General features: G+C 70.4%; 18 protein-coding genes. 12 read left to right on the top strand and 6 right to left on the bottom strand.

Translation table 11 applies throughout. The annotated features are described in order from the left end of the window. The first annotated feature begins 4 nt into the window (after positions 1-4). Both NQ151_RS13020 and NQ151_RS13015 read left to right on the top strand, forming a co-directional pair. The gene (locus NQ151_RS13020; protein ID WP_257528359.1) at positions 5-220 is read left to right on the top strand and encodes an AsnC family protein; all 216 of its coding nucleotides are present in this window, start codon (positions 5-7) and stop codon (positions 218-220) included. A 26-nt stretch (positions 221-246) separates the two neighbouring features. After that, positions 247-2154 (top strand): ABC transporter ATP-binding protein, encoded by a 1908-nt coding sequence (locus tag NQ151_RS13015; protein WP_257528358.1) that lies wholly within the window; start codon positions 247-249, stop codon positions 2152-2154. Positions 2155-2188: 34 nt separating this feature from the next. Here NQ151_RS13015 and NQ151_RS13010 read toward each other — a convergent pair whose 3' ends face one another. Further along, on the bottom strand, positions 2189-4078 hold the full coding sequence (locus NQ151_RS13010; protein WP_257528357.1) for a phosphoenolpyruvate carboxykinase (GTP): 1890 nt from the start codon (positions 4076-4078) through the stop codon (positions 2189-2191). A gap of 103 nt (positions 4079-4181) precedes the next feature. On the opposite strand from NQ151_RS13010, the gene NQ151_RS13005 reads away from it, so the two are divergent. Further along, entirely contained in the window at positions 4182-5624 is a 1443-nt protein-coding gene (locus NQ151_RS13005) for an XRE family transcriptional regulator (RefSeq protein WP_257509298.1), read from the top strand. A gap of 14 nt (positions 5625-5638) precedes the next feature. Here NQ151_RS13005 and NQ151_RS13000 read toward each other — a convergent pair whose 3' ends face one another. Further along, positions 5639-6709, bottom strand: coding sequence for a winged helix DNA-binding domain-containing protein (locus NQ151_RS13000; protein ID WP_257528356.1), 1071 nt, complete (start codon positions 6707-6709; stop codon positions 5639-5641). A gap of 190 nt (positions 6710-6899) precedes the next feature. Between NQ151_RS13000 and NQ151_RS12995 the strand changes: the two genes are divergently transcribed. Continuing rightward, positions 6900-8552, top strand: a complete 1653-nt coding sequence (locus tag NQ151_RS12995) for a thiamine pyrophosphate-binding protein (protein ID WP_257528355.1) — start codon at positions 6900-6902, stop codon at positions 8550-8552. 92 nt (positions 8553-8644) lie between these two features. Here the strand turns inward: NQ151_RS12995 and NQ151_RS12990 are convergent, their stop codons facing one another. Continuing rightward, positions 8645-10534 (bottom strand): FAD-binding monooxygenase, encoded by a 1890-nt coding sequence (locus NQ151_RS12990; protein ID WP_257528354.1) that lies wholly within the window; start codon positions 10532-10534, stop codon positions 8645-8647. Positions 10535-10549: 15 nt separating this feature from the next. After that, positions 10550-11938, bottom strand: a complete 1389-nt coding sequence (locus NQ151_RS12985; RefSeq protein ID WP_257509294.1) for an MFS transporter — start codon at positions 11936-11938, stop codon at positions 10550-10552. Between the two features lie 112 nt (positions 11939-12050). On the opposite strand from NQ151_RS12985, the gene NQ151_RS12980 reads away from it, so the two are divergent. From NQ151_RS12980 to NQ151_RS12945, 8 genes are all read left to right on the top strand, one after another. Next, complete coding sequence (locus NQ151_RS12980) at positions 12051-13538, top strand: fumarylacetoacetate hydrolase family protein (RefSeq protein ID WP_257509293.1); 1488 nt, start codon at positions 12051-12053, stop codon at positions 13536-13538. Then, complete coding sequence (locus tag NQ151_RS12975; protein WP_257528353.1) at positions 13535-14218, top strand: GntR family transcriptional regulator; 684 nt, start codon at positions 13535-13537, stop codon at positions 14216-14218. The genes NQ151_RS12980 and NQ151_RS12975 overlap by 4 nt, the downstream gene beginning before the upstream one ends. Before the next feature lie 25 nt (positions 14219-14243). After that, positions 14244-15758, top strand: coding sequence for a 5-carboxymethyl-2-hydroxymuconate semialdehyde dehydrogenase (gene hpaE, locus NQ151_RS12970; protein ID WP_257509291.1), 1515 nt, complete (start codon positions 14244-14246; stop codon positions 15756-15758). Positions 15759-15785: 27 nt separating this feature from the next. Next, on the top strand, positions 15786-16937 hold the full coding sequence (gene hpaD / locus NQ151_RS12965) for a 3,4-dihydroxyphenylacetate 2,3-dioxygenase (protein ID WP_257528352.1): 1152 nt from the start codon (positions 15786-15788) through the stop codon (positions 16935-16937). A gap of 41 nt (positions 16938-16978) precedes the next feature. After that, complete coding sequence (hpaH, locus tag NQ151_RS12960) at positions 16979-17764, top strand: 2-oxo-hept-4-ene-1,7-dioate hydratase (protein ID WP_257528351.1); 786 nt, start codon at positions 16979-16981, stop codon at positions 17762-17764. After that, positions 17749-18549: an HpcH/HpaI aldolase family protein gene (locus NQ151_RS12955; RefSeq protein ID WP_257528350.1), complete on the top strand. Its 801-nt coding sequence runs from the start codon at positions 17749-17751 to the stop codon at positions 18547-18549. Before hpaH ends, NQ151_RS12955 begins: the two co-directional genes overlap by 16 nt. A 381-nt stretch (positions 18550-18930) precedes the next feature. Next, positions 18931-22452, top strand: a complete 3522-nt coding sequence (locus NQ151_RS12950) for a S8 family serine peptidase (protein ID WP_257528349.1) — start codon at positions 18931-18933, stop codon at positions 22450-22452. A gap of 114 nt (positions 22453-22566) precedes the next feature. Beyond that, the gene (locus NQ151_RS12945) at positions 22567-23112 is read left to right on the top strand and encodes a hypothetical protein (RefSeq protein ID WP_257528348.1); all 546 of its coding nucleotides are present in this window, start codon (positions 22567-22569) and stop codon (positions 23110-23112) included. Between the two features lie 77 nt (positions 23113-23189). Here NQ151_RS12945 and NQ151_RS12940 read toward each other — a convergent pair whose 3' ends face one another. Both NQ151_RS12940 and glyA read right to left on the bottom strand, forming a co-directional pair. Beyond that, positions 23190-24077 carry a bifunctional methylenetetrahydrofolate dehydrogenase/methenyltetrahydrofolate cyclohydrolase gene (locus NQ151_RS12940; RefSeq protein WP_257509285.1) on the bottom strand — a complete coding sequence of 296 codons (888 nt, stop codon included), beginning with the start codon at positions 24075-24077 and terminating at the stop codon, positions 23190-23192. Beyond that, complete coding sequence (glyA, locus tag NQ151_RS12935; RefSeq protein WP_257509284.1) at positions 24074-25348, bottom strand: serine hydroxymethyltransferase; 1275 nt, start codon at positions 25346-25348, stop codon at positions 24074-24076. Before glyA ends, NQ151_RS12940 begins: the two co-directional genes overlap by 4 nt. Positions 25349-25364: the final 16 nt, after the last annotated feature.

Here is a 25364-nt window from a genome sequence, read left to right as displayed (position 1 = left end):
GCGCATGGGCGCAGACGAGATCCGCCCGCTGGTGGGCACTCCCGGCGAGCGCGAACCCATCGCCGAGTTGCACCGGCTCGCCGAAGTGCGCCGGGAGCTCTCCCGCGCCGAGGAGACGCAGGTGCGCCGTGCCCGCAACCTGGGCTTCTCGTGGCAGGCGATCGCCGCCGCCCTCGGTGTGAGCCGGCAGGCAGTGCACAAGAAGTACGGTCGAAGGTAACCCCCCGCATGAACGAGGTATCACCCATGTCCTCTCCCACCTCCTCCCGCGCCCGCCGCGGCCGCAAGGCCGCGCAGGACGGCCCCCGCGCCAGCCTCAAGCAGCTGCTGCCGTTCCTGCTGGAACACAAGGGCGTGCTCGTCGTCGTCGCCATCCTGAGCGTGCTCGAGGCGCTCGCGACCCTCGGGCAGCCGCTCGTCGTGGGTCAGGTCATCGAACGCGTGCAGGCCGGCGAGATGCTCGGGATGCTGGTCTGGCTGCTGATCGGGCTGGTCGTGGCATCCTCGCTCATCGGCGGCTGGCAGCATTACCTGCTGCAGCGCACCGGTACCGCGGTGGTCTACTCCAGTCGCAAACGCCTGATCGCCCGGCTGCTGCACCTGCCGGTGAGCGAGTTCGACGCCCGCCGCACCGGTGACCTCGTCTCGCGCGTGGGCACCGACACGACCCTGCTGTACGCCGTGCTCACGCAGGGCCTGGCCGATTCGCTCGGCGGGGTGCTCATCTTCGTCGGCGCAATCGCGGCGATGGCGATCATCGACCCGGTCCTGCTGCTGCTGATCCTCGTGGTGATCGGGATCTCGGCGACGGTCGTGGGCCTGCTCAGCGGCCGCATCCGCACCGCGACGCAGGCACAGCAGGAGAAGGTCGGCGAGCTGGCCTCCGGCGTGGAGCGCGCCATCGGTTCCATCCGCACCATCCGCGCCGCCGGCGCCGCCGACCGCGAGCAGCAGGCGATCGGTGAGACCGCGCACGGTGCCTACGACGCCGGCGTCAACGTCGCGAAGGCGTCGGCGCTGGTGGTCCCCGTCGCCGGTATCGCCCTGCAGGTGTCGTTGCTGGTCGTGCTCGGGGTGGGCGGGTTCCGCGTGGCATCCGGCGCGATCTCCATCGCGGACCTCGTGACCTTCGTCATGTTCCTGTTCTTCCTGGTGGGTCCGCTGGGGTCGTTCTTCGGCGCGATCAGCTCGGTCAACCAGGCGTTGGGCGCCCTCGGGCGCATCCAGGAGGTACTGGATCTGCCGACCGAATCGGCCGACGACGCCGTGATCGCCGCGGCCGTGACCGCTCCCGCAGCGGCGGAGGATGCCGCGCGCGTCGTCCCCGCGATCGAGTTCCGCGACGTGCGGTTCCGCTACCCCGAGGCCGTCGTCGCCGCCCGCCGCACCGCCGAGACGGAGGCGATGAAGACGCTCGCCGACGCGCACGTCGACGCTGCCGCCGTCGCGGTGGCCGATGAGCCGACCCGCGACGACGACGTGCTGCGGGGCGTGTCTTTCACGGTGCCCGCCGGTGCCCGCGTCGCTCTGGTCGGACCGTCCGGCGCCGGCAAGAGCACGACGCTCGCGCTGATCGAGCGGTTCTACGACCCCACCGGCGGCGCGATCCTGCTGCAGGGGCGCGACATCCGCACGCTCCCCCGCGACGAACTGCGCGCCCAGCTCGGCTACGTGGAGCAGGATGCCCCCACGCTCGCCGGTACGATCGCCGAGAACCTGCGACTGGCCTCGCCCGCGGCATCCGACGCCGAATGCGAGCGCGTGCTGCGGGACGTGAACCTCGGCGATGTGCTCGAGCGCAGCCCGCTGGGGCTGGACGCCCCGGTCGGCGAGGCGGGCGTGATGCTCTCCGGCGGCGAGCGTCAGCGGCTCGCGATCGCCCGGGCGCTGCTGGCGGCTCCCCCGATCCTGCTGCTGGACGAGTCGACCTCGTCGCTGGACGGGATCAACGAGCAGCGCATGCGCGAGGCCTTCGACGCCGTCGCGACCGGCCGCACGCTCGTCGTGATCGCGCACCGGCTGTCGACGGTGGTCGACAGCGACCACATCGTGGTGATCGACCACGGCGAGGTCGTCGGCCAGGGTACGCACTCCGAGCTGGTCGAGACGACGCCGCTGTACCGCGACCTCGCGAAGCACCAGCTGCTGGTCTGACCCGCTGCTCGCGCGAAAGCGGGGACGACCCGCCTCAGCTGGGCTGAGCGAGCTTCAGGCGGTAGCGCAACGCCGCGAGCTCGGCGTACAGCGTCGCCGGCACCCGCCCATCGAAGGTGTCGTAGAACTCCTCGGTGAGCTGGGTCTCGCGCAGCCACGAACCGGGATCGATCGAGAACAGCTGGTCGAGGTCGGCCTGCGGCACGTCGATGCCATCGAGATCGAGGTCCTCGATGCGCGGCAGCCGGCCGATCGGGCTGTCCACGGCGGGTACCTCGCCCTGCACCCGGCGGATGATCCAGTCGATGACGCGGGCGTTGTCTCCGAAGCCGGGCCAGAGGAACCGGCCGTCGCTGCCCTTGCGGAACCAGTTGACCTGGAACACCCGCGGCGCCCGGTCGAACCGCAGGTTCTGTCCCACGCTCAGCCAGTGCCCGAAGTAGTCGGCCATGTTGTACCCGCAGAACGGCAGCATCGCGAACGGGTCGCGGCGCAGTTCGCCGACAGTCCCCTCCGCGGCCGCGGTGCGCTCGGAGGAGATGTTCGACCCCATGAACACCCCGTGCGCCCAGTCGGTGGCCTCGACCACGAGCGGGATGTTCGTGGCGCGACGGCCGCCGAACAGGATCGCGTCCAGCGGGACACCCTCGGGGGCGTCCCAGTCGGGCGCGATCTGCGGGCACTGGCTCGCCGAGACGGTGAAGCGGGAGTTGGGATGGGCGGCGGGGCGGGCGGAATCAGGCGTCCACGGGTTGCCCTCCCAGTCGGTCAGGTGCGCGGGGGCCTCGTCAGTGAGCCCCTCCCACCACACGTCGCCGTCGGGGCGCAGCGCCACGTTGGTGAAGATCGTGTTGCCCCACAGCGTCTCCACGGCGGTGACGTTGGTGGACTCCCCCGTGCCGGGCGCGACGCCGAAGAACCCGGCCTCGGGGTTGATCGCCCACAGTCGACCGTCCTCGCCGGGGCGGATCCAGGTGATGTCGTCACCGAGGGTCTCCACGCGGTAGCCGGGGATCGTGGGGCGCAGCATCGCGAGGTTGGTCTTGCCGCATGCCGACGGGAAGGCCGCGGCGATGTGGAACGCCTTGCCCTTGGGGTCGATCACACGGATGAGCAGCATGTGCTCGGCCAGCCAGCCCTCGTCGCGCCCGATCACCGAGGCGATGCGCAGCGCGAAGCACTTCTTCGCCAGGATCGCGTTGCCGCCGTAGCCGGAGCCGAACGACCACACCTCGAGGGTGTCGGGGAAGTGCACGATGTACTTCTCGTCGTTGCACGGCCAGGCCACATCCGCCTCGCCCGGCGCCAGGGGCGCGCCCACCGAGTGCACGGTCTTCACCCACGGCTTGCCGGCGTCGATCTGGTTCAGCACCGCCCGCCCGACGCGCGTCATGATGCCGATGGATGCCACGGCGTAGGCGCTGTCGGTGATCTGCACGCCGATCTGCGAGAGCGGTCCGCCCACGGCGCCCATCGAGAACGGCACGACGTACATCGTGCGCCCCCGCATGGAACCGGCGAACAGCGGCGTGATGGTGCCGCGGACCTCGTCGGGGGCGACCCAGTTGTTCGTCGGCCCGGCGTCGATTTCGCGCTCGGACGCGATGAAGGTTCGCCCCTCGGTGCGGGCGACGTCGCTCGGGTGGGAGCGGGCCAGGTACGACCCCGGTCGCCACTCCGGGTTGAGCTTGATGAGCTTGCCCTCGTCGACCATCCCGCGCAGCAGCGCGTCGTTCTCGGAGCGCGACCCGTCCACCCAGTGGATGCGGGCGGGCTGGGTGAGCGCGGCGATCTCGTCGACCCAGGTCAGCAGGGCTTCGGCACCTTCCCCGGACAGCTGCGGGCGACCACCGGATGCCACCGCGCGCGGGCCCGGCTTGGGCGACGTGGTGACGGGGCGAGTGAAGATGTCGGCGAGGGCCATGGAGTCTCCTTCAGGCGGGATATAACCAGAATGACCCCTTCCCACCCCGACTTTCCACCCCTCTGCCATGCAAGAAGGGCAATTCTTTCGCTAGCATCAAGGAATGGCCGCCTCCTCGCTGGAACTGACGACACTCGGCCACCGCATCCGGCACCACCGTCAGTCGCAGGGATTCACGCTCGATGAGCTGGGTGCGCTCGTGGGCGTCGCCGGCAGCCAGCTGAGTCTCATCGAGAACGGCAAGCGGGAGCCGAAGCTCTCGCTGCTGCAGGCGATCGCCACCGCCACCGGCACGGAGGTGGCCGAACTGCTCTCCCCCGAGCCGCCCAACCGGCGGGCGGCACTGGAGATCGAACTGGAGCGCGCGCAGGCGAGCACCGTCTTCCGTCGCCTGGGTGTGCCGCCGGTGAAGATCACCAAGGGGATGCCGGACGAGACGATCGAGTCGGTCCTGGGGCTGCACCGCGAGCTGCAGCGCCGGGAGCGCGAGGCCATCGCCACCCCCGAGGAGGCGAGGCGGGCCAACACCGAACTGCGCCTGGCGATGCGCACGCAGCACAACCACCTCCCCGAGATCGAGGCGCTCGCCGAGAAGCAGCTCAAGGCCGCGGGTCATGTCGCGGGTGCCCTCACGCACCGCACCGTCAGCATCATGGCCTCCCAACTCGGCTTCGAGCTGATCTTCGCCGGCGACCTGCCCCACTCGGTCCGCTCGGTCTCCGATCTTGAGAACGGCCGCATCTACCTGCCGCCTGCGTCGATCCCCGGCGGCCACGGCCTGCGGTCGATGGCGCTGCAGGCGATGGCCCACCGGCTGCTGGGGCACCGCCCTCCCACCGACTACGCCGACTTCCTGCAGCAGCGACTGGAGATCAACTACTACGCCGCGTGCTGCCTCATGCCAGAAGCGCCATCCGTCGCGTTCCTGCAGCAGGCCAAGCGCGACCGCAACCTCGCCGTGGAGGACTTCCGCGATGCGTTCGGGGTGACCCACGAGGCCGCCGGCATGCGCATGACCAACCTGCTCACCACCCACCTCGACATCCCGCTGCACTTCTTGCGGGTCGACGGCAACGGTGCGATCTCCCGCGTGTACGAGAACGACGGCCTGCCGCTGCCGATGGATGTCACCGGCGCGGTGGAGGGGCAGATCGTCTGCCGCCGGTTCCTGGCCAGGTCGGCGTTCGAAGAGCACAACCGCACCACCGAGCACTACCAGTACACCGACACCCCCGCCGGCACGTTCTGGTGCTCGACGCAGACCGGCACCACCTCGGATGGGGAGTTCTCCATCACCGTCGGGGTGCCCTTCGACGACGCTCGCTGGTTCCGCGGCCGTGAGAGCGCCAAGCGGGTGACGTCGACCTGCCCCGACGAGGCGTGCTGCCGGCGCCCACCGGCCGACGTGACGGCGCGCTGGGAGGGCAAGGCCTGGCCGAGCGCCCGCGTGCACATGCAGATGTTCTCCCCGCTGCCGCGCGGAGCCTTCCCCGGCGTCGACGACAACGAGGTGTACGACTTCCTCGAGCGCCACGCGCACGGCTGAGCAGCGGAGCCGGGTCAGCCGGTGATGAACCGGGAGAAGCGGGCCAGCGCCGAGTCGACATCGGATGCGAGTTCCTCGCGCTGCGCGAACAACTCCGGAACGGGCGGCAATGCGTGGCGGTTCGCCGCGACCGAGTGCGACCACATCCCCACCACCTCACCGTCGGCGACGAGGATCGGGCGGACGATACCGTTGATGCTCGGACCGATCGTCGCGGTGAACTCCGCAGCGGCGACCGACGTGCGGTCGGCATAGGAGAGGTAGACCTCCTCGTACGGCGGCAGTGCCAGCACCCGCGGTGCGGAGGCGGAGCGCCGGGGCTCGGCGCCCGCGACGGCGTACCGCCCCTCGGCCACTTCGACGACGCGATCACCCGCGGCTTCCGCCGCTGCGCGGGCGACACCCAACGGCAGCCCCGTCCACCAGGCGAAGTCGGCGGGACCGGCGGGGGCATGCGCGGCGAGGTAGCGCACGTACAGCTCGGCGAGCGGGTCGGCGGGAGTGGCGGCATCCGTCACCCAGTCCTCGGTCAGCACGACGTACTGGTTGTTCGTCGGCGCGCCCTCCCGCGGCACGACCGGCCCGAGCAGGATCACGCTGCGGATCGCGAGAGCGATCAGCAGATGCTGCGCGCGGGCCTGGGTCGTGTCCAGCCCCGCGCCGGCGAGCACCTCGGCGAACTCGCGCCGGGTCACCCGGTTGCCGCCGGACAGCGCGCTCCGCGCCGCCCGCTCGGCGCGGGCGATGTGGGACGGTTCGATCCCCAGCGCACGGTAGACGACGGCGTACTGTCGCAGTTGCCGCTCCGCGGTGATCGCCTGCACCCACCCGAGGTCGCGCGGGGGCACGATGTGCACCGTGCCGCGCATGGTCCAGCTGCGGACGATCTCGCCCCGGTCGAACGCGGCATCCACCTCCGACAGCCGCGGGTCGCGGCGGGTGCGCGCCGCGAGCGCCCACCGGCCGCCCCAGAACTCCTGCGCCTGCGTGGCGAGCATGTGCGACGCCGCGTCGGAGATCGAGGCCGCCGGTGCGTTCAGCCGGTGCGCGCGCAGGCGCGCGGCGCGGAGGGCTGCGGGTTTCATGCGGTCATCATGGCGGATGCCGCGGACAAAAGCTGTCCGCCTACGATCAGGCGCCGGTGGAGCGTGCTTATACTCGGAGCGTCCGGCGACGCTGCCGCCGGTGCTCGAAAAAGGGGCACACCGCCCCCGGCATGGTCGCCGGGGAAGAGACACACACGGCATCCTTTCCGCCTGTCTGCTGGAGCTCCTCATGCCCACCGTCTCCGCGCACGTCGCCGTCGCACTCGCCCGCCACATCGACCACGTGTTCGGGCTGATGGGCAACGGCAACGCCTGGTTCCTCGACGCGATCGAGCGCGACACCCCCGCCACCTTCACCGCGGTACGCCACGAAGCAGGCGCCGTCGTCGCTGCCGACGCCTATCACCGCGCGTCCGGCGGCCTGGCCGCCGCGACCACCACCTACGGCGCCGGGTTCACCAACACGATCACGGCGCTGGCCGAAGCGGTGCAGGCACACGTTCCGCTCGTGCTCGTCGTCGGCGACGAGCCGACGTCGGGGCCGCGGCCCTGGGACGTGGATCAGATCGCCCTGGCGTCGGCGGTCGGCGCCCGCACCTACACGGTGGGGCGGGCGGATGCCGCGGCGACCACGGTCATCGCGATCGAACACGCCCTGTCGTACCGCGTCCCGACGGTGTTGGCGATCCCCTACGACGTCGCCAAGCTCGAGGCAGGGCCGGTGCCGACCGCGCCCGAGCCGCAGTTGCCGGCAGCGCTCGCCCCGGCGAGCGCGTTCGCGCAGGCCGCCGTCGACGACCTCGCCGGCGTGCTCGCCGCCGCGAAGCGCCCGCTGCTGCTGGCCGGCCGCGGCGCCTGGATCGCCGGTGCCGGCAGCGCGCTGGGTGAGCTGGCGGATGCCATCGGCGCACTGACGGCCACCACGGCACTGGGCCGCGGCGTCTTCCCCCGCCCGGAGTACGACCTGGGGGTCACCGGCGGGTTCGGCGCGGAGGGCGCGATGGCGCGCATCCGCGAGGCCGACGTCGCGGTGGTCTTCGGCGCCTCGCTCAATCAGTTCACGATGCGCTTCGGGGACCTGTTCGCGCCGGGGACGCGGGTGGTGCAGGTCGACACCGCACCGGCGGCGACGCACCCTCACGTCGGCGGGTTCCTCCGCGCCGACGCCGCCCTCGCGGCGCGGGCGCTCGTCGACGCCCTCGCCCGGCGCGCGGCGGCAACGTCGGGGTGGCGGGAGAGCGTCGATGCGGCATCGCTGCGCGCGCGTGAGGACGGCGACGGCGTGGCATCCGATGGCCGACTCGACCCCCGCACGGTCGCCGCCCGCATCGGGGAGCTGCTGCCGCAGGACCGCGTCGTCGTCTCCGACGGCGGGCACTTCATCGGCTGGGCGAACATGTACTGGCCGGTGGCATCGCCTGACCGCATGATGATGGTCGGCACCGCCTATCAGTCCATCGGCCTGGGCTTCCCGTCGGTCCCCGGCGCGGCGCTGGCCAAGCCGGAGTCGACCATCGTGCTCACCACCGGCGACGGCGGCGGACTCATGGCGCTGGCCGACCTCGAGTCGGCGGTGCGCGTCGCCGGCGGACGCGGGCTGGCGGTGGTCTGGAACGACCGCGCGTATGGCGCGGAGGTCAACCTCTACGGGCTGCAGGGGGTCGCGGCGGCACCCATGCTCATCCCCGAGGTCGACTTCGCCGGCCTCGCCCGAGCGGTGGGTGCCGAGGGCGTGGTCGTGCGCGAGCTCGCCGACCTCGACGCGCTGGCGCAGTGGTCGGCACTGCCGGCATCCGATCGCCCATTCCTGCTACTGGACGTGCGGGTGTCGTCGTCGGTCATCGCGCCGTACCAGCAGGAGATCATCCGCGTGAACTCCTGACCGCTCTCCCCAGCACAGGAGAACTCCCCAATACAGGACGTATCAGCACCGATCGTCCTGTTGCGGGGAGTCTTCCTGTTTCGGGGAGGGCGTCAGACCACGGCGCCGGCGGCGACGGGGACCATGTGCTGGGCGAAGAAGTCCGCCAGTTCGGTCCGCGCCGACAGCGGCAGCACGTGTGCGACGTACTGATCAGGCCGCACCACGACCACTGCGCCGCCGCGGTCGATGCCGCGCGCGGCGAAGATGTCGTCGCGGGGGTCGGCGGCGTAGATCTTCTCGTAGTCGATGAGCCCGAACGGCCCCACCCGCGGCAGGAACACCGCCGGGATGTCGGCCATCTCCACCTCGGAGTGGTCCTGCTGGTAGATCGCCTTCACGTCGAACACGCTGTCGGGATCGGCGGCGTCGGGGGTGAAGCGACGCAGCGGCGACTCGGATGCCGCCTCCAGCCACCCCGCCCACTCCCGCAGCGCCGTGGTGTCACCGTCGGCGAAGGCGTAGACGCGCCAGCGCCCGTCGGCGCGCGCATGATGGCCGAGGTGAGCGGGCACGGTGTCGGCGATGCGCACCACCGGCGCGGACGTGAACCGCTTGCCGATCGGGAATCCGGCCGCGAGCGCCTGGTGCGTCGCCTCGCCGACGATCATCGACGGCGGGTACTGCGTCATGAACCCGGCGGGGAACTCCGCCGTCGAGGTGTAGAACTCGGCGAGTTCCTCGGGGCTGCTGAACTCCTCCGGCTTCTTGGCCATGAGGCTCGACCACTCCCGGTCGAAGTCGATGAGGTTCTGCGCGATCTCCTGCCGTTCGGCCGAGTACGTCGCCAGCAGCGTGGCGGGGGCACGACCGGTGAGCACCGAGCCGAGCTTCCAGCCGAGGTTGAACCCGTCCTGCATCGACACGTTCATGCCCTGCCCTGCTTTTGCGCTGTGGGTGTGGCAGGCGTCGCCGCAGATGAACACATGCGGCAGGGCATCGCCGCCGGGCTCGACGTCGTCGAACTTGTCGGTGACCCGGTGCCCGACCTCGTACACCGACCACCAGGCGACGTTCTTCACGTCGAGCCGGTACTGGCCGAGGATGTCGCCTGCCTTGGCGATGATCGACTCCAGCGGCGTCGTGCGCACCTTGCCGTTGTCGTCCTCTGGCACCTCGCCGAGGTCGACGTACATGCGGAAGAGGTGACCGCCCTCGCGCGGGATGTGCAGGATCGTGCCGTGCTCGGACTGGATCGCGCACTTGATGCGGATGTCGGGGAAGTCGGTGAAGGCGAGCACGTCCATCACTCCCCAGGCGTGCTTGGACACCCCGCCGATGTGCTTGCGGCCGATCGCCTCGCGCACCCGGCTGCGCGCCCCGTCGCACCCGACGACGTACTTCGCCCGCACGATGCGCTGCTCGCCGCCCGAGCTGTCCGCCCCGCCCGCACGCGCGAGCGTCACGGTGACGGGGTAGTCCCCCTCGCCCAGCTGCAGCGTCACGAACTCGTACCCGTAGTCCGGCGTGATGCGGCCGGGCGAGTGCGCTGCGACCTCGGCGAAGTAGTCCAGCACGCGCGCCTGGTTGACGATGAGGTGCGGGAACTCGCTGATCCCGCGCGGGTCGTCATCGGCGCGGGCCGTCCGGATGATCCGCGAGGGGTCGCCCGGGTCGGGTGCCCAGAAGTTCATCTCGGTGATGCGGTACGCCTCGGCGGTGATGCGCTCGGCGAACCCGAATGCCTGGAAGGTCTCGACGCTGCGCGCCTGGATGCCGTCGGCCTGGCCGATCGCCAGGCGCCCCGGCCTGCGCTCAACGAGACGAGTCGTGATGCTCGGGTACTGCGCGAGCTGCGCGGCCAGCAGCATGCCGGCCGGCCCGGACCCGACGATGAGCACGTCGACCTCGTCGGGCAGGTCGTCGGGCCGGTCGATCCCGGTGCCGGCGGCGGGGAGCACGCGCGGGTCGGTGGAGACGTAGCCGTGGTGGTGGAACTGCATCGTCGTCGCTTCCGTTCAGACCTTCGACAGCCCGTAGATCGGGCTGACGGACTGTTCTTCTTCGTGGTCGGGACCCAGCGCAATGCCGGAGCGGTCGCGCAGCAGCAGCGTCGCGATGCAGCCGATCAGGGTCATACCCGCCAGGTACCACGTGACGGACACGGTCGACCCTGTCGCCTGCACGAGCGCGGTGGCGATGGTGGGCGCGAACGCGCCGCCGAGGATCGCACCGATCGCGTACGAGATGGACACTCCGGAGAAGCGGATGGATGCCGGGAACAGCTCGGTGTACAGCGCCGCCTGCGGTCCATATGTGAAGCCCAGCCCGATGGTCAGGATCGCCAGGCCCAGGAAGAGCAGCCAGATGTCGCCGGTGTTCACCAGCGGAAACAGCAGGAACACACCGATCAGCTGCAGGCCCCAGCCGATGAGGTAGGTCGTGCGCCGGCCGATGCGGTCCGAGGCCCACCCTGCCACGAGGGTCGACAGCAACCAGGTGACAGCCGATCCGGTGACGGCCCACAGCACCGGACCTCGTTCGAGCGCGAGGGGCCCTTCGGGGTTGGTCGCGTAACCCTGGATGTAGCCGCCGGTGGTCATGTAGCCGATCGCGTTGTTCCCCGCGAACACGAGCGCTGCGATCAGCACGAGCAGGGCGTGCTTGCGGAACAGCTGCACGATCGGCATCCGCGCCTTCTCCTTGCGCTCGGCGAGCTCGGCGAACACCGGGCTCTCCTGGACCCGACGGCGCACGTACCAGCCGATGATGATCAGCACGACGCTGAGCAGGAACGGCACCCGCCAGCCCCACTCCAAGAACGCGTCCCCCGGCGCGATCTGCGCCATCAGCGCCATGACGCCGGAGGCCAGGAGCAGCCCCAGCGGCACACCGATCTGCGGCGAGGCGCCGAACATGCCGCGACGCGTCTTGGGGGCGTGCTCGACGGCCATGAGCACCGCCCCGCCCCACTCGCCGCCGGCGGAGATGCCCTGCAGGATGCGCAGCAGCACGAGCAGGATCGGCGCGGCGATGCCGATCGCCTCGTAAGTCGGCAGCACGCCGATCAGGGCGGTGGCGATGCCCATCAGGATCAGCGTCCACATCAGCACGACCTTGCGGCCGTACTTGTCGCCGAAGTGGCCCGCGAGGAACGCTCCGAGGGGCCGGAAGAGGAAGCTCACGCCCACCGTCGCGAAGGCGATGATCGCGCTGTTGGCGCCCAGCGGCGCGAAGAACAGCTCGCCGAAGACGAGCCCGACGGCCGTGGCGTAGATGAAGAAGTCGTACCACTCGACGGTGGTCCCGACGACGGTCGCGAAGACGACTCGGCGCCGGTCGGCGGTGGTGGCGATGGTGCCCGTCGGGGTGAAGCCGGCGGGGACGGGTCGCTGGGGTGTGCTCATCGTTGACTCCCAGTGGGGTAGACATCGTTGTCTGAGGCGCACGGCCGAGCCGGTTGCCCCGTTGGCGACGATCATATACGATTTCGGATACGACGCAAGAGCGAGGGAGCTCATGAGCACTGACGCCCACCCGGAGACGGCCAGCGACACCCGGTTCGCGGCTCTGCCGCAGCGCCCGGGCAAGATCATCGCGGTGCACCTTTCCTACGGCTCACGCGCCGCGCAGCGCGGCCGCACCCCCGCCGCCCCCTCCTACTTCCTGAAGCCGTCGAGCTCGGTCGCCGCCTCGGGCGGCACGATCGAGCGCCCCGCAGGGACCGAACTGCTGGCGTTCGAGGGTGAGATCGCGGTCGTGATCGGCACGGCCGCGCGCCGGGTTCCCCTCACCAAGGCCTGGGAGCACGTCGGCTGGGTCACCGCCGCGAACGATCTGGGCGTGTACGACCTGCGCGCCAACGACAAGGGCTCCAACGTGCGCTCCAAGGGCGGCGACGGGTTCACCCCCATCGGCCCCCGGCTGATGGATGCCCGCACCGTCGACCCCACCGGCTTGCGCGTGCGCGCCTGGGTCAACGGCGAACTGCGACAGGATGCCACGACGGCGGACCTCATCTTTCCGCTGGCCCAGTTCGTCGCCGACCTGTCCCAGCACTTCACCCTGGAACCGGGCGACGTCATCCTCACCGGCACTCCCGCCGGCTCCTCGGTGATCGCGCCGGGCGATGTCGTCGAGGTCGAGGTCGACTCTCCCGAGACCGGTGCCACGTCGGGGCGGCTTACGACGACCGTCGTGGCGGGCACCGGCGCACCCTTCGATCCGTCGCTGGGCTCACTGCCGGCGGTCGATGACACCCAGCGCGAGGAGGCGTGGGGCTCCCGCGAAGAAGCCGGGCTCGCTCCGCTGGGACTGGACCCGGAATTGCGCGCGAAGCTGGAGCGCGTTCCCGTCGCGGGGCTGTCACAGCAGCTGCGCAAGCGAGGGCTCGACAACGTCACGATCGACGGCGTGCGCCCGCTGCATCCCGAGCGCAAGCTCGTCGGCACCGCGAAGACGCTGCGGTTCGTTCCCAATCGCGAAGATCTCTTCACCGCCCACGGCGGCGGCTACAACGCCCAGAAGCGAGCGTTCGACGCGGTCGACGAGGGCGAGGTGATCGTCATCGATGCCCGCGGCGAGACGGGGTCGGGCACCCTCGGCGACATCCTGGCCTTGCGAGCCCACGCCCGCGGCGCCGCCGGCATCGTCACCGACGGCGGCGTGCGCGATGCCGATGCCGTCGCCGCCGTCGGCATCCCCGTCTATTCCGGCGGGGCCCACCCGGCCGTCCTCGGCCGCCGCCACGTGCCGTGGGAGACCGATGTCACCGTCGCCTGCGGCGGTACCACGGTGCAACCGGGTGACATCATCGTCGGCGATGCGGACGGCGTCATTGTCCTGCCGCCCCACCTCGCCGACGAGGTCGCCGACGCGGCCCTGGCGCAGGAGGACGAGGATGCCTGGGTGGCGACGCAGGTCGCCGCGGGACACCCCGTGCAGGACGTGTTCCCGATGAACGCGCAGTGGCGCGCCCGCTACGACGCAGAACGGACCCACTCGTGAGCACGGTGCACAGCCTCAGCAAGTCGCAGCAGGCCTACCAGTGGGTCAAGGCCCGCATCGCGAGCCAGGATTTCACCCCCGGCTACCGGCTGGTGCTCGGGACCATCGCGGCAGAGCTGGGCATGAGCGTCGTGCCGGTGCGCGAGGCGATCCGCCAGCTCGAGGCGGAGGGGCTCGTGACCTTCGAGCGCAACGTCGGCGCGCACGTGTCGATGGTGGACGATTCGCAGTACCGCTCCAGCATGCAGGCGCTCAGCATCCTCGAGGGGGCGGCGACCGCACTGTCGGCGCGGCGGCTCACCACCGACGACGTGCGGCGCGCCCGCGAGATCAATCAGCAGATGATCGAACGGCTCGATGATTTCGACCCCCGGGCGTTCACCGGGTTGAACCAGCAGTTCCACGCGACGCTGTTCGAGAAGTGCGCGAACCCCCGCATGCTTGAACTCGTAGGCGCGGAATGGGGGCGCCTGGGGCACCTGCGCGACTCGACGTTCAGCTTCGTCCCGGGCCGCGCCCAGGAGTCGGTGCGGGAGCACGAGAACATCCTGGTCCTCATAGAAACGGGCGCGCCGCTGGGCGAGATCGAGAAGGCGGCCCGCCGCCACCGCTCCGCCACGCTGGACGCCTACATGATCCACGAGCACCCGGACCAGGCCCTGGGCCTGCCGGCGTTCTGACCGTTCCGCACGTTTGGAGAAACCCATGACCGTCAGCGTCGACCTGGACCGCCGCCACGTGCCGGCGGATCTCCCCGACCGCATCCGGCACTACATCGACGGCACGTTCGTGGACTCCGCCGACGGCGACACGTTCGATGTGCTCGAGCCGGTCTCGAACGAGACGTACGTGCAGGCCGCCGCCGGGAAGAAGGCCGACATCGACCTTGCCGTCGCGGCCGCCAAGCGCGCGTTCGACGAGGGGCCGTGGCCGCGCATGCTCCCCCGCGAGCGCTCCCGCATCCTGCACCGCATCGCGGATCTCGTCGAGTCGCGCGATGAGCGGCTGGCAGAGCTGGAATCGTTCGACTCCGGCCTGCCGATCACGCAGGCGCTCGGTCAGGCCCGCCGCGCCGCCGAGAACTTCCGCTTCTTCGCCGACCTGATCGTCGCGCAGGCCGACGACACCTACAAAGTGCCCGGCCGCCAGATCAACTACGTCAACCGCAAGCCGATCGGCGTCGCCGGTCTCATCACACCGTGGAACACCCCGTTCATGCTGGAGTCGTGGAAGCTCGGTCCCGCCCTTGCCACGGGCAACACCGTGGTGCTCAAGCCCGCCGAGTTCACGCCGCTGTCGGCGTCGCTGTGGGCAGGGATCTTCGAGGAGGCGGGGCTGCCGCAGGGCGTGTTCAACCTCGTCAACGGCCTGGGTGAGGACGCAGGCGACGCGCTGGTGAAGCATCCGGATGTCCCGCTCATCTCCTTCACCGGCGAGAGCCGCACCGGGCAGCTCATCTTCGCCAACGCCGCCCCACATCTGAAGGGCCTGTCGATGGAACTGGGCGGCAAGTCGCCGGCGATCGTCTTCGCCGACGCCGACCTCGATGCGGCGGTGGATGCCACGATCTTCGGGGTCTTCTCCCTCAACGGCGAGCGCTGCACCGCCGGCAGCCGCATCCTCGTGGAACGCGCCGTCTATGACGAGTTCGTCCAGCGCTACGCCGCGCAGGCGAAGCGCGTGAAGGTCGGCTACCCGCACGACCCCGCGACCGAGGTGGGGGCGCTGGTACATCCCGAGCACTTCGAGAAGGTCATGGGGTATGTGCAGATCGGCAAGACCGAGGCGCGGCTGGTCGCCGGCGGGGGGCGACCGGAAGGGTTCGAGTTCGGCAACTTCGTCGCCCCCACGGTGTTCGCCGATGTCTCCCCCGACGCCCGCATCTTCCAGGAGGAGATCTTCGGCCCGGTCGTGGCGATCACCCCGTTCGACACCGAGGCAGAGGCGCTCGCGCTGGCCAACAACACCAAGTACGGCCTCGCCGCGTATGTCTGGACCAATGACCTCAAGCGGGCCCACAACTTCGCCCAGGCCATCGAGGCCGGCATGGTGTGGCTCAACTCCAACAACGTGCGGGACCTGCGCACCCCCTTCGGCGGGGTGAAGGCCTCGGGCCTCGGCCACGAGGGCGGCTACCGCTCGATCGACTTCTACACCGACCAGCAGGCGGTGCACATCACGCTCGGCGAGGTGCACAACCCCACCTTCGGCAAGCGCTGAACCCACCCCGGAAGCAAGGACGCTGCCATGACCACCGACCGCACTCTCACCTCATCCGGATTCTTCGTCTCGCAGGAGGCGCCGATCCACAGCGACAACCCGGTGCCCACGCCCTCCTCGCCTGCTCCCGACATCCTGCGCTGTGCGTACATGGAGCTCGTGGTGACCGACCTCGCCGCCTCCCGGCGGTTCTACGTCGACGTGCTGGATCTCGTCGTGACGGAGGAGGACGAAACCGCCGTGTACCTCCGGTCGATGGAGGAGTTCATCCACCACAACCTGGTGCTGCGCCAGGGTCCCGTCGCGGCGGTGGCGGCGTTCTCCTACCGCGTGCGCACCCCCGAAGACCTCGACCGGGCGGTCGCCTTCTACAGCGAACTCGGATGCCGCGTGGAGCGGCGTGCCGAAGGGTGGACGAAGGGCATCGGCGAGTCGGTGCGCGTGGAGGACCCGCTGGGCTTCCCCTATGAGTTCTTCCACGACGTCGAGCACGTCGAGCGCCTCGCCTGGCGGTACGACCTGTATACGCCCGGGTCCCTGGTGCGCCTGGATCACTTCAACCAGGTGACCCCGGACGTGCCGCGTGCGGTGAAGTTCATGCAGGACCTGGGGTTCCGCGTGACGGAGGACATCCAGGATGACGAGGGCACCGTCTACGCCGCGTGGATGCGCCGCAAACCCACCGTGCACGACACCGCGATGACCGGCGGCGATGGCCCCCGCATGCATCATGTGGCGTTCTCGACGCATGAGAAGCACAACATCCTCGCGATCTGCGACAAGCTCGGGGCGCTGCGCCGATCGGATGCCATCGAGCGCGGGCCCGGCCGCCACGGCGTGTCGAACGCGTTCTACCTGTACCTGCGCGACCCCGACGGGCACCGTGTGGAGATCTACACGCAGGACTACTACACCGGCGACCCCGACAACCCGGTGATCACGTGGGACGTGCACGACAACCAGCGCCGCGACTGGTGGGGCAACCCCGTCGTGCCGTCCTGGTACACCGAGGCATCCCTCGTGCTCGACCTCGACGGCAACCCGCAGCCCGTCGTGGCGCGCACCGACACCAGCGAGATGGCCGTGACGATCGGCGCCGACGGGTTCTCCTACACCCGGCCGGGCGAGCAGCTTCCGGAGAATAAGCAGGGCGAGTACAAGCTCGGCCACCAGCTGTAGCCCGCCGACGCCCCTACGCTGACCACAACGGAAGGACAACGATGCTCGACCCCGAGGTCATCGATGCGATCGCCGCCGAGCTCGCCGATGCCGGCCGCACACACGGCGTGGTGCCGCGGATCAGCGCCCGCTACCCACAGGCGACGGTCGAGGACTCCTATGCCATCCAGGGCATCTGGCGTGACCGGCAACTGGCCTCGGGCCGGCGTCTGGTCGGCCGCAAGATCGGCCTGACGTCGAAGGCGATGCAGCAGGCCACCGGCATCACCGAGCCGGACTACGGCGTGATGTTCGACGACACGGTATGGGACAGCGGATCGAGCATCCCCTTCGACCACTTCTCCAACGTGCGCATCGAGGTGGAGCTCGCCTTCGTGCTCAAAGCGCCATTGGAAGGGCCGCATTGCTCGGTGTTCGACGTGCTGCGGGCCACCGAATACGTCACGCCCGCGCTGGAGGTGCTCAACTCCCACATCGAGCTGGAGGGTCGCACGATCGTCGACACGATCAGCGACAACGCCTCCTACGGCGGGATGGTGCTCGGCGGCGTCCCGATGAGGCCAGACCAGATCGACCTGCGCTGGGTGTCGGCGCTGCTGTACCGCAACGAGACGATCGAGGAGACCGGCGTCGCCGCCGGCGTGCTCGGCCACCCCGCCACCGGCGTGGCGTGGCTCGCGAACAAGCTCCACCAGCACGGTGCGCACCTGGAGGCCGGTGAGATCATCCTGGCGGGGTCGTTCACCCGCCCGATGTGGGTCTCGCGCGGCGACAGCGTGCTGTGCGACTACGGACCGATGGGAACCCTCACATGCCGCTTCGTCTGAGTCCGACCTTCCGCGACGACCTCGCCGCCGCCGACCGGCCGCTGTGCGGGATGTGGGTGTGTTCGGGCTCGGCGCTGGTCACCGAGATCTGCGCCGGCTCGGGGCTCGACTGGCTGCTGATCGACATGGAGCACTCCCCCCACTCGCTGGATTCGGTGCTCGCCCAGCTGCAGGCCGTCGCCGCGTACCCCATCACCCCGGTGGTGCGAGTGCCGATCGGCGACGTCGTGACGATCAAGCAGGTGCTCGACATCGGTGCGCAGAACCTGCTGGTGCCGATGGTGTCCTCCGCCGCCGAGGCACGGGCGTTGGTCGAGGCGGTGCACTACCCGCCTCGCGGCAGCCGCGGCGTCGGGTCGGCGCTGGCCCGCTCGGCGCGCTGGAACCGCGTCGACGCTTACCTGCAGGATGCCGCCGACCACGTATCGCTGTTCGTGCAGATCGAGACCGCCGCCGGCGTCGACGCGGCGGCCGAGATCGCCGCGGTCGACGGGATCGACGGGGTGTTCGTCGGCCCGTCCGACCTGGCGGCCTCGCTCGGGCTGCTGGGGCAACAGACCCACCCCGACGTCACCGCGGCGGCGCTGCGGGCGTTCGAGGCCGTGCGCGCGGCGGGCAAGCCGGTCGGCGTCAACGCGTTCGACCCGACCGTGGCGCAGGCGTATCTGGATGCCGGGGCCGCGTTCGCCCTCGTCGGCGCCGACGTGTCGCTGCTCGCCCGCGGCTCGGAAGCGCTGGCGGCCCGCTGGGCGGATGAACGCGGCGCTGGCCGCGCGTCGTACTGATCCGCGCACGATGCGGGATGGCCGAGCTCCTTAACAACGGCGAAGCCAGGTCATCACGCGACCGAAGGTAATGGCGTGGCTGCGCCGCACGTTCGCGGCCACCTACGTCCTGCTCGCCGGGCGCCTCGCTGTGGAGGGCCGATAGCGGCGGAGAAGCGCCCCGCGCCGGGCTAGACGAACGGTGTCTTCGTATCGCGACAGCGCTTTCTCGTTGCCCGGCGACGCCCACAGGAGCACGCAGAGTTCCAGGGTCATGGCGTGGAGACTAGCCGCTACATGAGAGTTCGATGAGAGCTGGCGCGGACTCCATTGCGCTCGCTCTCAGCGAACCTTTAGCTTCTTCGTACCGAACACCCAGGTTCATCGACGGAGGGCTCCCGGATGACTCGATCGCTGTCGCTCCCGCGCATTATGCAGATTCTCGCCGCGCTGGGGGTGACCGCCCTCCTGCTCGTCACGCTTGCCCCGCCCGCCCGCGCCGCCACGGCAGGCGATTTCACCGCCTCTCCGCTCGCGCCGGAAGCGCCGGCCGAATCCACCGCGCGATCGGCGTCGGGAAAGCTCGCCGAGAGCGACCCCGACGTGCTCGCCCGCACCGACGTGGCCCGCGCCGCGGTGATGGTCAAGGTCGACGTCGACCCCGTCGCCTCGTATGCGGGTGGCATCGACGGATACGCCGCGACCAGCCCCGGTGTCACCGGGAAAGACCTGCCCAACGCCGACGCCGCCGAGTACACCCGCTTCGTCGAAGCGCAGCTGGATGCCGCCTTCGCCACCATCCAGGCATCCGTCCCCTCGGCCACGCTGCTCTCACGTCACGTCACGGTGTACGGCGGCCTGTCGGTGACGATCCCCGCCAACCGCGCGAAGGACATCGCCGCGCTCGAGGGGGTCGCCGCGGTGCAGAACAACGCGCTGCGTCAGATCGCGAGCCCCGAGGAGACCCCGGCACCGGAGGAGACGCCGGCACCGGACGAGACGCCGGCGCCCGAGGAGACGCCGGCACCGGTGGAGACCCCGGCACCGGTGGAGACCCCGGCACCCGAGGAGACCCCGGCACCGGAGGAGACCCCGGCGCCGGTGGAGACCCCCGGGCCGATCACGTACGACAACGGCGGAATCGACGCGGATGCCACCACGTTCATCGGCGCGGATGCCGTCTGGCCGAGCCTCGGCGGACGCGACCAGGCCGGCGCCGGCGTCATCGTCGGGGTGATCGACACCGGCATCTGGCCCGAGCACCCGATGCTCGTCGACAACGGCATCGACCTCCCCGCAGGCGGGCCGTGGGAATGCCAGTTCGGTGACGGCTCGATCGGCGACGCGTTCTCGTGCACCGACAAGCTGATCGGCGCCTACGCGTTCCTCGACGCCTACCAGGAACTCGCCGAAGAGCCCGCGGGCGCGATTGACTTCTGCTCCGCGGATGCCTGCTCGGCACGCGACTCCGACGGCCACGGCACTCACACCGCCACCACCGCCGCCGGCAGTGCGGTGGACAGCTCTCCCGTGCTTGGTGTCGACCACGGCCCCATCAGCGGCGTGGCCCCGGGCGCCTCGATCATCGCCTACCGTGCCCTCGGCCCCGGCGGCGGCTACAACTCCGACCTCGTCGACGCCGTCCAGCAGACCGTGCTCGACGGGGTGGACGTGATCAACTACTCCATCAGCGGCTCGGCCAGTGTGTACACCGACCCCGTCGAGCTCGCCTTCCTCGACGCCTACGCCGCGGGTGTCGCGGTGCACGCGTCGGCCGGCAACTCCGGCCCCGCGGCATCCACGGCCAACCACGCCGGGCCCTGGACCACGACGGTCGCCGCGTCCACCCTGGACCGCGCGTTCACCGCGACGCTGGAACTGGCCGCGGCCGACGGCGGCACGCTCAGCAAGATCGGTGCGACCGTGACGCAGGGGGTCACCGACGCCCCCGTGGTGCGCGCCGATGCCGTGCCCGGCTACACCGGCGGCATCCGCTGCGAACAGCCCTTCCCCGCCGGGAGCCTCACCGGCACCGTCGTGGTCTGCGAGCGAGGCGGCAACGGGCGAGTGGAGAAGGGGTACTTCGCCTCCCTCGGCGGCGCGGCCGGGATGATCCTCTACAACCCGACCACGATGGAGACCAACACCGACAACCACTTCCTGCCGGTGATCCACCTGGAAGGACCCAACGACGACGTGCTGGCGTTCCTCGCCCGACCCGGCGTCACGGCGTCGTGGGGCGCGGGCCAGGCGACGCCGTCGCAGGGCGACGTGATGGCCAGTTTCAGTTCACGCGGACCCATCGGGGAGTTCCTCAAGCCCGACATCACCGGCCCCGGCATCCAGGTGCTCGCCGGTCACACGCCCGAGCCCAGCGGTACCGACTCCGGTCCTGCCGGCGAGTACTTCCAGGCCATCGCAGGCACGTCGATGTCGTCGCCCCACGCCGCCGGTGTGGCCGCGCTCGTCATCGCCGCCCGGCCGGACTTCACGCCCGGTCAGGTCAAGTCGGCGCTGATGACCTCGTCGCTGCAGGACGTCATCAACGCCGATGGATCGCCGGCAGGCGTGTTCGACCGCGGCGCAGGGAGCATCCGCGCCGACCGCGCGGTGTCCCCGATCGTCACCATCGCCGAGACGGCGCAACGGTTCGAGGACAGCGCCGCCGACCCGCAGGGCCGGATCGACCTCAACATCCCGAGCATCTACGCCGATCCGATGCCCGGTGCCGTCCAGACCTCGCGCACGGTGACCAATGTCACCGACCGGGCGCAGACCTTCCGGGTCAGCGCCGAGGCCACCGGAGGGCTTCGGGTGACGGTCTTCCCGACGTGGTTCACCGTTCCCGCCGGCGGCACCAAGAAGCTGTCGGTGATCATCGATGGTCTCGAGGCCACCGATGGCTGGCAGCAGGGCGAGATCACCCTCACCCCGACCCGCGGCGGTGTGGATGCCGTGATCCCGGTCGCCGCCAACGTGCGCGAGGCCGAGGTGTCGCTCGATCAGTCCTGCGAGCCGGAGAGCATCCGGCGCGGCGGGACCACGACCTGCACCGTCACGGCGACCAACTTCCTGCCCGTCGAGGTGCCGGCATCCATCCGCGTCACCGCGCACCCGTTCCTCAACGTCCGCGGCGTCACCGCCCCCGCCAGCAAGCAGTTCCTGGGCGCCAAATGGGACGGCACGCTGAGCCCGGCCATCGCGCCGACGATCGAGTCGGTCGCACCGGATGCCGGGACGCACCCGGGCGGCGGCTACCTTCCGCTCGCCGATTTCGGGGTCGCTCCGATCGCCGGACTCGGCGACGAGGCGTACGTGAACTACACGCTGCCGTCGTTCCAGTACGGCGGTGAGGTGTACGACCGCATCGGCATCGTCTCCAACGGGTACCTGGTGGTCGGTGGCGCGGCGGCGACGGACGTGTCGTGGGAGTCCACCGGCATCCCCGATCCGGAACTGCCCAACAACGTGCTCGCGCCGTTGTGGACCGACCTGAACCCGGAGGCCGGGGGCGCCGTGCGCGTGGGCGTGCTCAACGACGGCACCACCGACTTCCTCGTGGTCGAGTGGGAGGACGTGCCGACGTTCAGCCGCAATGCCACGAACACGTTCCAGACCTGGATCGCACTGGGCGCGACCGAGGGGATGTGGTTCACGTACGGCGACGCAGCGGTGCCCGACGCCGCGGCGGCGACGGTGACCGGGGCGGAGAACCGCGACGGCACCAGTGGGGTAACCGTCGACCCGCCCGAGGCGGGCGCGGTGTATGCCATCACCACCGCCCCGCCCACGGCGGGGGGCACCGTGACGTTCGACTACAAACTCACCGGCGTGCTGCGCGGCCAGTGGGACACGGTAGCGACGCTCACGAGCCCGCTGCTGCGGGCGATCCCCGCCGAGCAGACGACGATCACGGTGCGCTGAGCGCCGCGCTCGATCGCTGAGACCACACCTGTTGGCCGAGACCGTGGGAAACAACCACGGTCTCGGCCACTAGCAGTGGCCTCACGGGGTGTGGGGCGTGGCACAGTGTGAGACATGAAGACCTGGGTCGTGCGCTTCGTCTCGCTGTATGTGTTCAACGTCGCCGTGCTGGTGGCCATCGGCTGGGTGCTGCGGTCGGTGCAGGTGGGCTGGTCGGCGCTGTGGGCGGCGATCGTGCTCACCGCGGGGACCATTTGGCTCAAGCCCGCGATCGCGAAGGCGTTCCGCGGCATGGCCGCCAAATCCGCAGGGCAGCGGACCCGCGTCGGCGAGAAGCTCGTGCAGTTCGGCCTCGTGTTCGTCGTCGAACTGATCGTGTGGGTGCTCGTCGTGGTGCTATCGCCGGTGCACGTGTCGGGAGTGTTCACCGGCTGGCTGTTCCCGCCGGTGGCGCTGCTGCTGGCGTGGATCGTCTACGACCTCGTGGACGACAGGATCGAAGCCGGCGCCGGCGGGCTGTACGACCGGGCGCTCGGCGGGCGCGGCCGCTCCGCGGCATCCGCCGCCGGCTCCCCTTCGTCGGCGGCCGACCGGGCAGAGGCAGGCGACGGCCTCACCGAGGAGCAGCGCCGCATGTTCGACGACCTCGGCAAGGGCTGAGCCCGCTCCACGGTTCACAATTCAGGAAGAACGCCGGATGCCGCGGTTGGGCCCCGCATCCGGCGCTTCTTCCTGAATTACGCGCCGGCGGCGACGCGTTCGGCCGCTTCGACCACGTTGGTCATCAGCAGTGCCACGGTCATCGGCCCCACCCCGCCGGGGTTCGGCGACAGGAAACCGGCCACTTCGGCGACATCAGGGTGCACGTCCCCGTAGACGCGGTTCTTGCCGGTCTCCGGGTCGACCTCGCGGGTCACGCCCACGTCGAGCACCGCCGCACCGGGACGCACGTCCTCGGCGCGCACGATGTGCTTGACGCCGGCCGCCGCGACGATCACGTCGGCCTCGCGCAGGTGCCGCCCGAGATCGACGGTGCCGGTGTGGGTGAGGGTGACCGTCGCGTTGTACTCGCGGCGGGTCAACAGCAGCCCGATCGAGCGCCCGATGGTCACGCCGCGGCCCACGACGACGACGTGCTTGCCGGCAAGGTCGTAGCCGTTGCGGGTCAGCAGTTCGATCACGCCGCGCGGCGTACACGGCAGCGGCGAGGTGATCGGAGTGTTGACGTTGAGCACGAGCCGGCCGAGGTTGGTCGGATGCAGCCCGTCGGCATCCTTGGCCGGGTCGATGCGCTCGAGGATCGCGTCGGTGTCGAGGTGGCGCGGCAGCGGCAGCTGCACGATGTAGCCGTGGCAGTCGGGGTCGGCGTTGAGCTCGTCGATGACCGCCTCCACCTGCTGCTGCGTGGCGTCGGCGGGCAGTTCCCGCTGGATCGAGTTCATCCCGATGGCTTCGGATTGCTTGTGCTTCATGCCGACGTACAGCTGGGATGCAGGGTCGGCACCCACCAGCACCGTCGCGATGCCGGGGACGATGCCCTGCTCGGCCAACGCCGCGACGCGGGCGCGCAGTTCGTCCTTGATCGCCGCCGCCGTGGCGACGCCGTCGAGGCGGACCGCGGTCACTGCTGCAGGCCGGGGTAGAGGGGGAACGCGGCGGTGAGGGCCGCCACGCGGGTGCGCAGCGCCTCGACATCGGCGCCGGGAAGCAGCGCCAGCGCGATGATGTCGGCCACCTCGGTGAACTCGGCGTCGCCGAATCCGCGGGTCGCCAGCGCCGGCGTGCCGATGCGCAGGCCCGACGTGACCATCGGCGGTCGGGGGTCGTTGGGCACCGCGTTGCGGTTGACGGTGATGTGGATCTCGTGCAGGAGGTCTTCGGCCTGCTTGCCGTCGATCGCCGCCTCGCGCAGGTCCACCAGCACCAGGTGCACGTCGGTGCCGCCGGAGCGCACCGCGATGCCGGCATCCTTCACGTCCTGCTGCGTCAGGCGCTCGGCGAGGATCGCCGCGCCCCGCAGGACCCGCTCCTGACGCTCGGCGAACTCGGGGGTCGCGGCGAGCTTGAACGCGGTGGCCTTGGCGGCGATGACGTGCATGAGTGGCCCGCCCTGCTGGCCGGGGAAGACGGCGGTGTTGATCTTCTTGGCGATGTCGGGGTCGTTGCTGAGGATGAAGCCGGAGCGGGGGCCGCCGATCGTCTTGTGCACCGTGGAGGACACCACGTGGGCGTGCGGCACCGGGTTGGGGTGCAGACCCGCCGCGACGAGACCGGCGAAGTGGGCCATGTCGACCCACAGCAGGGCACCGACCTCGTCGGCGATCGCACGGAACGCGGCGAAGTCCAGCTGGCGCGGGTATGCGGACCAGCCGGCGATGATCACCTTGGGCTTGTGCTCGATCGCGAGGCGGCGCACCTCGGCCATGTCGATGATCGAGGTCTCGGGGTCCACGCCGTACGCGACGATGTTGTACAGCCGGCCGGAGAAGTTGATCTTCATGCCGTGCGTGAGGTGGCCGCCCTGATCCAGCGCCAGGCCGAGCAGGGTGTCGCCGGGGCGCGCGATGGCGTGCAGCACCGCGGCGTTGGCGGAGGCGCCCGAGTGCGGCTGCACGTTGGCGAACTGGGCGCCGAACAGCGCCTTGGCCCGCTCGATGGCGAGCTCCTCGGCGACGTCGACCTCTTCGCAGCCGCCGTAGTAGCGGCGCCCGGGGTAGCCCTCGGCGTACTTGTTGGTCAGCACCGAGCCCTGCGACTGCAACACGGACACCGGCACGAAGTTCTCGGATGCGATCATCTCGAGGTATCCGCGCTGACGCTCGAGCTCGCGCTCGAGCACCTGGGCGATCTCGGGATCCACCTCGGAGAGGGGGGCGTTGAATACGGAATCGGTCATGACGATCTCCTGACTG

It is taken from the genome of Microbacterium sp. zg-YB36 (assembly GCF_024623575.2).
Taxonomy (GTDB): domain Bacteria; phylum Actinomycetota; class Actinomycetes; order Actinomycetales; family Microbacteriaceae; genus Microbacterium.
Note: the sequence above shows the minus strand (reverse complement) of the source record. Positions and strands in the feature narration are given on the sequence as shown.